General features: G+C 73.9%; 3 protein-coding genes and 1 pseudogene. 1 reads left to right on the top strand and 3 read right to left on the bottom strand.

Annotated elements, in window-relative coordinates; translation table 11 throughout:
- The 3 genes and pseudogenes from ACFWN1_RS32185 to ACFWN1_RS32175 form a co-directional block, all read right to left on the bottom strand.
- Window positions 1–202 (bottom strand): annotated as a pseudogene (locus ACFWN1_RS32185) (hypothetical protein); the annotation flags it as partial.
- Window positions 203–293: 91 nt separating this feature from the next.
- Window positions 294–1,982: a DUF885 domain-containing protein gene (locus tag ACFWN1_RS32180; RefSeq protein WP_384369940.1), complete on the bottom strand. Its 1,689-nt coding sequence runs from the start codon at window positions 1,980–1,982 to the stop codon at window positions 294–296.
- Window positions 1,983–2,035: 53 nt separating this feature from the next.
- Window positions 2,036–2,521: an Lrp/AsnC family transcriptional regulator gene (locus ACFWN1_RS32175; protein ID WP_384369937.1), complete on the bottom strand. Its 486-nt coding sequence runs from the start codon at window positions 2,519–2,521 to the stop codon at window positions 2,036–2,038.
- A gap of 59 nt (window positions 2,522–2,580) precedes the next feature.
- Between ACFWN1_RS32175 and ACFWN1_RS32170 the strand changes: the two genes are divergently transcribed.
- Window positions 2,581–3,798, top strand: a complete 1,218-nt coding sequence (locus ACFWN1_RS32170; protein WP_384369934.1) for a trans-sulfuration enzyme family protein — start codon at window positions 2,581–2,583, stop codon at window positions 3,796–3,798.
- Window positions 3,799–3,872: the final 74 nt, after the last annotated feature.

Raw genomic sequence — 3,872 nt, 5'->3', positions numbered from 1 at the left:
GGATCAGCCTCAGCGCCGTACGCACCGCGTCCCGCCGCGCGGAGTCGGTGAACCCCCTGGCGCCGACCGCGTCGGCGCCCTCCGGGATGCCGAGCCGCATCAGCACGATCGTCGCCGCCAGCAGCAGCGCGAACACCACCCCGGCCAGCCCGGCCGCCCTCGGCGTCTCGAGCGCCCGCCGAACCGGCCTGCCACGCTGCATGAACGGCCCACCTCCCGCGCGTCACGGTCCCCCGCACCAGCAAGCAGCCGGTACGGGGGACGCGCCACCGCAGGAGGGCCGTACGGCCGAGTCAGAGCCGGGACAGCTCGTCCAGCAGGTCGTCCAGGCCCAGCGAACCCTGGGACAGCGCCGCCATGTGCCACGCCTTCAGGTCGAAGGCGTCGCCGTGCCGCTCCCGCGCCCGCTCCCGGCCCAGCAGCCAGGCACGCTCACCCAGCTTGTAGCCGATCGCCTGGCCCGGCATCGTCAGATAGCGGGTCAGCTCGCTCACCACGAAGTCCGCCGGACGGCTGCTGTGCGCCCGGAAGAACTCCTCCGCAAGCTCCGGCGTCCACCGCTCACCGGGGTGGAACGGCGAGTCCGCCGGGATCTCCAGCTCCAGGTGCATACCGATGTCGATGATCACCCGCACCGCGCGCATCATCTGCGCGTCCAGATAGCCGAGCCGCTCCTCCGCGTCCGTGAGATAGCCCAGCTCGTCCATAAGCCGCTCCGCGTAAAGCGCCCAGCCCTCGGCGTTGGCGCTGACCATGCCCACGGTGGCCTGGTAGCGCGACAGGTTCTCCGCGACGTGCGCCCACTGCGCGATCTGGAGGTGATGACCGGGCACACCCTCGTGGTACCAGGTGGACACCAGGTCGTACACGGGGAACCGGGTCTCGCCCATGGTCGGCAGCCAGGTGCGGCCCGGTCGGGAGAAGTCCTCCGAGGGACCCGTGTAGTACGGCGCCGCGGCCCCGCCCGGCGGGGCGATACGGGACTCCACCCGCCGTACCCGCTCGGCGAGTTCGAAGTGGGTGCCGTCCAGGTCCGCGATGGCCCGGTCCATCAGGCCCTGGAGCCACTCCCGGACCTCGTCCACGCCCTCGATGTGCCGCCCGTGCTCGTCCACGTGCGCCAGCGCCGTCCAGGGCGTCTCCGCGCCCGGCAGCACCTTCTGCGCCTCCTTCTCCATCTCGCCGAGCAGCCGGTGGAACTCCGCCCAGCCGTAGGCGTACGCCTCGTCCAGGTCCAGGTCGGTGCCGTTGAAGTAGCGGGCGCCGCGCGCGTACCGCTCACGGCCCACCGTGTCCGGGGCGTCCGCGACGGCCGGGGCGTACACGTCCCGCATCCAGTCGCGCAAGGAGGCCACCGACGCGGTCGCCGCGCCCGCCGCCTCGTCCAGCTCGGCACGCAGCGCCTGCGGACCGGCGGCGGCGAAGTCCTCGAACCAGCCGCGCCCCGCGCCGGTGTCCGCCCACTCGGTGAGCTGCTCGACGAAGGTCGCCGTCGGCCGGGGCGCCCCGTGCAGCCCGCGCTCCAGACCCAGGGCGAGCGAGGCGCGGTAGCCCTCGTAGGCGGCCGGGACCGCGCGCAGCCGCCCGGCGATCGCCGCCCAGTCCTGCTCCGTCTCCTGCGGGGTCACGCTGAAGATGTCCCGCACGAAGTGGCCGGGGGTATGCATGTTGCCGACCGCGCGCAGGTGTTCGTCCGCTTCGTGCACGGCCAGTCCGGCGGTCAGCCGCTCGCGCAGCAGCCGCCCGCAGCGGCGCTCGGCGTCACTCTCCGCGCCGGGCAGCCGCTCTGCCTCGTCCAGCCGGGCGAGCGTCGTACGTGCCAGCTCCGCCAGCGCGGCCTGGCCGGCGGGGGAGTAGTCGGGCAGCCGGGAGGAACTCTCCGGCACCCCGAGGTAGGTGCCGGTGACCGGGTCGAGTGCGATGAGGTCGTCCACATAGGTGTCGGCGACCTGACGGGGCAGCAAGCTCTTGGTGTCGGACATGGCGCCCATCCTGATACCGCGAGTGCGTCCACGTCACCCGTGTCCCGGCGATTTCAGCTCTCGGCATGACCGGGCGGCAGCAGCGGCCCGCACTCCCACTGCTGGAAGATCAACCGCGTCTCCACCCGGGCCACTTCACGCCGGGAGGTGAACTCGTCCAGTACCAGCCGCTGGAGATCGGCCATGTCGGCCACCGCCACCTGCACCAGATAGTCGTCAGGGCCGGTCAGATGGAACACCGTCCGCGCCTCCGGCAGCGCCCGCACCCGCTCCACGAACGGCCCCACCAGCTCCCGCCGGTGCGGCCTGACCTGCACCGACAGCAGAGCCTGCAGACCCCGCCCCAGCTTCGCCGGGTCCAGCCGGAGCTGATGGCCGAGGATCACGCCCGACCGGCGCAGCCGGGCCACCCGGTCCAGACAGGTCGACGGCGCCACCCCCACCCGCGCGGCGAGATCGCGGTACGTGGTCCGGGCGTCGTTCTGGAGCAGCCGGAGCAGCCGCAGATCCACCGCGTCCAGTACGACGGAGGCGTCCATCGGCCGAACGTAACACGGCTTTCGGCCACCTGAGCCCGTCCGGTGCTCACCCTTCGGCCATGGAATCAGCGAGCAACGGCGCCGCCGACACCGTACGCAGGGCACTGGCCACCGAGGCCGTGCACGCCGGACGGGAGGACCTGGCCGGGCAGGGCCTGCACACCCCGCCCATCGACCTGTCCACCACCTACCCCTCCCACGACAGCCGGGAGGAGGGCGCCCGCATCGACGCCTTCGCGGCCGGGGGCGTCCTCCCCGGGGGACCGCCCGTCTACGCCCGGCTCGGCAACCCCACCGTGGCCCGCTTCGAGACCGGCCTCGCCCGCCTCGAAGGCACCGAGTCCGCCGTCGCGTTCGCCAGCGGCATGGCAGCGCTCAGCGCCGTGCTGCTCGCCCGCTCGGCGGCCGGCCTGCGCCATGTGGTCGCGGTCCGGCCGGTGTACGGCTGCAGCGACCACCTGCTGACCGCCGGACTGCTCGGCACCGAGGTCACCTGGACCGACCCGGCCGGGATCGCGGACGCGCTGCGTCCCGGCACCGGTCTGGTGCTGGTCGAGTCCCCGGCCAACCCCACCCTCGCCGAGGTCGACATCCGGGCCGTTGCCCACTCCTGCGGCTCCGTGCCGCTGCTGGTGGACAACACCTTCGCCACGCCCGTGCTGCAGCGCCCCGCCGAGCACGGTGCGCGGCTGGTGCTGCACAGCGCCACCAAGTACCTCGGCGGCCACGGCGATGTGATGGCGGGCGTGGTGGCCTGCGACGAGGAGTTCGCGGGGCGGTTGCGGCAGGTGCGGTTCGCCACGGGCGGGGTGCTGCATCCGCTGGCGGGCTATCTGCTGCTGCGCGGCCTGGCCACGCTGCCGCTACGGGTCCGCGCGGCCTCCGCGACCGCCGCCGAGCTGGCCCGCAGGCTCGCGGACGATCCACGGGTGGCCCGCGTCCACTATCCGGGGCTGGGCGGCGCCATGGTCGCCTTCGAGACGCACGGCGACCCGCACGAGGTGATCGCCCGCGTCCGGCTGATCACCCCGGCGGTCAGCCTGGGCAGCGTCGACACCCTCATCCAGCATCCGGCGTCCATCAGCCACCGCATCGTGGACACCGCCGACCGGCACGGCTCCGGGGTGAGCGACCGGCTGCTGCGGCTCTCGGTCGGCCTGGAGGACACCGACGACCTGTGGGCGGACCTGTCCGGCGCCCTGGGGGAGCCGGGCCTGTCCGGCGCCGCGGCGGAGGAGGCGCGGGTGCCGGTGCCGCCGCACGAAGCCGCCGGCTGACCGGCCTCGGCGCGGGGGACCACCTGACGACGGCCCGGCGGCTGGTCACCGCCGGGCCGTCCGCCCTACGCGAG

Source organism: Streptomyces sp. NPDC058459, assembly GCF_042721685.1.
GTDB lineage: Bacteria > Actinomycetota > Actinomycetes > Streptomycetales > Streptomycetaceae > Streptomyces.
The sequence above is the reverse complement of the archived record's forward strand: the minus strand, read 5'-3'. Positions and strand labels throughout refer to the sequence as shown.

Bases quoted from the DNA above. Each gene is read 5' to 3' on its own strand.
- ACFWN1_RS32175 (WP_384369937.1), bottom strand. From the start codon at position 2,521: ATGGACGCCTCCGTCGTACTGGACGCGGTGGATCTGCGGCTGCTCCGG.
- ACFWN1_RS32180 (WP_384369940.1), bottom strand. From the start codon at position 1,982: ATGTCCGACACCAAGAGCTTGCTGCCCCGTCAGGTCGCCGACACCTAT.
- ACFWN1_RS32170 (WP_384369934.1), top strand. From the start codon at position 2,581: ATGGAATCAGCGAGCAACGGCGCCGCCGACACCGTACGCAGGGCACTG.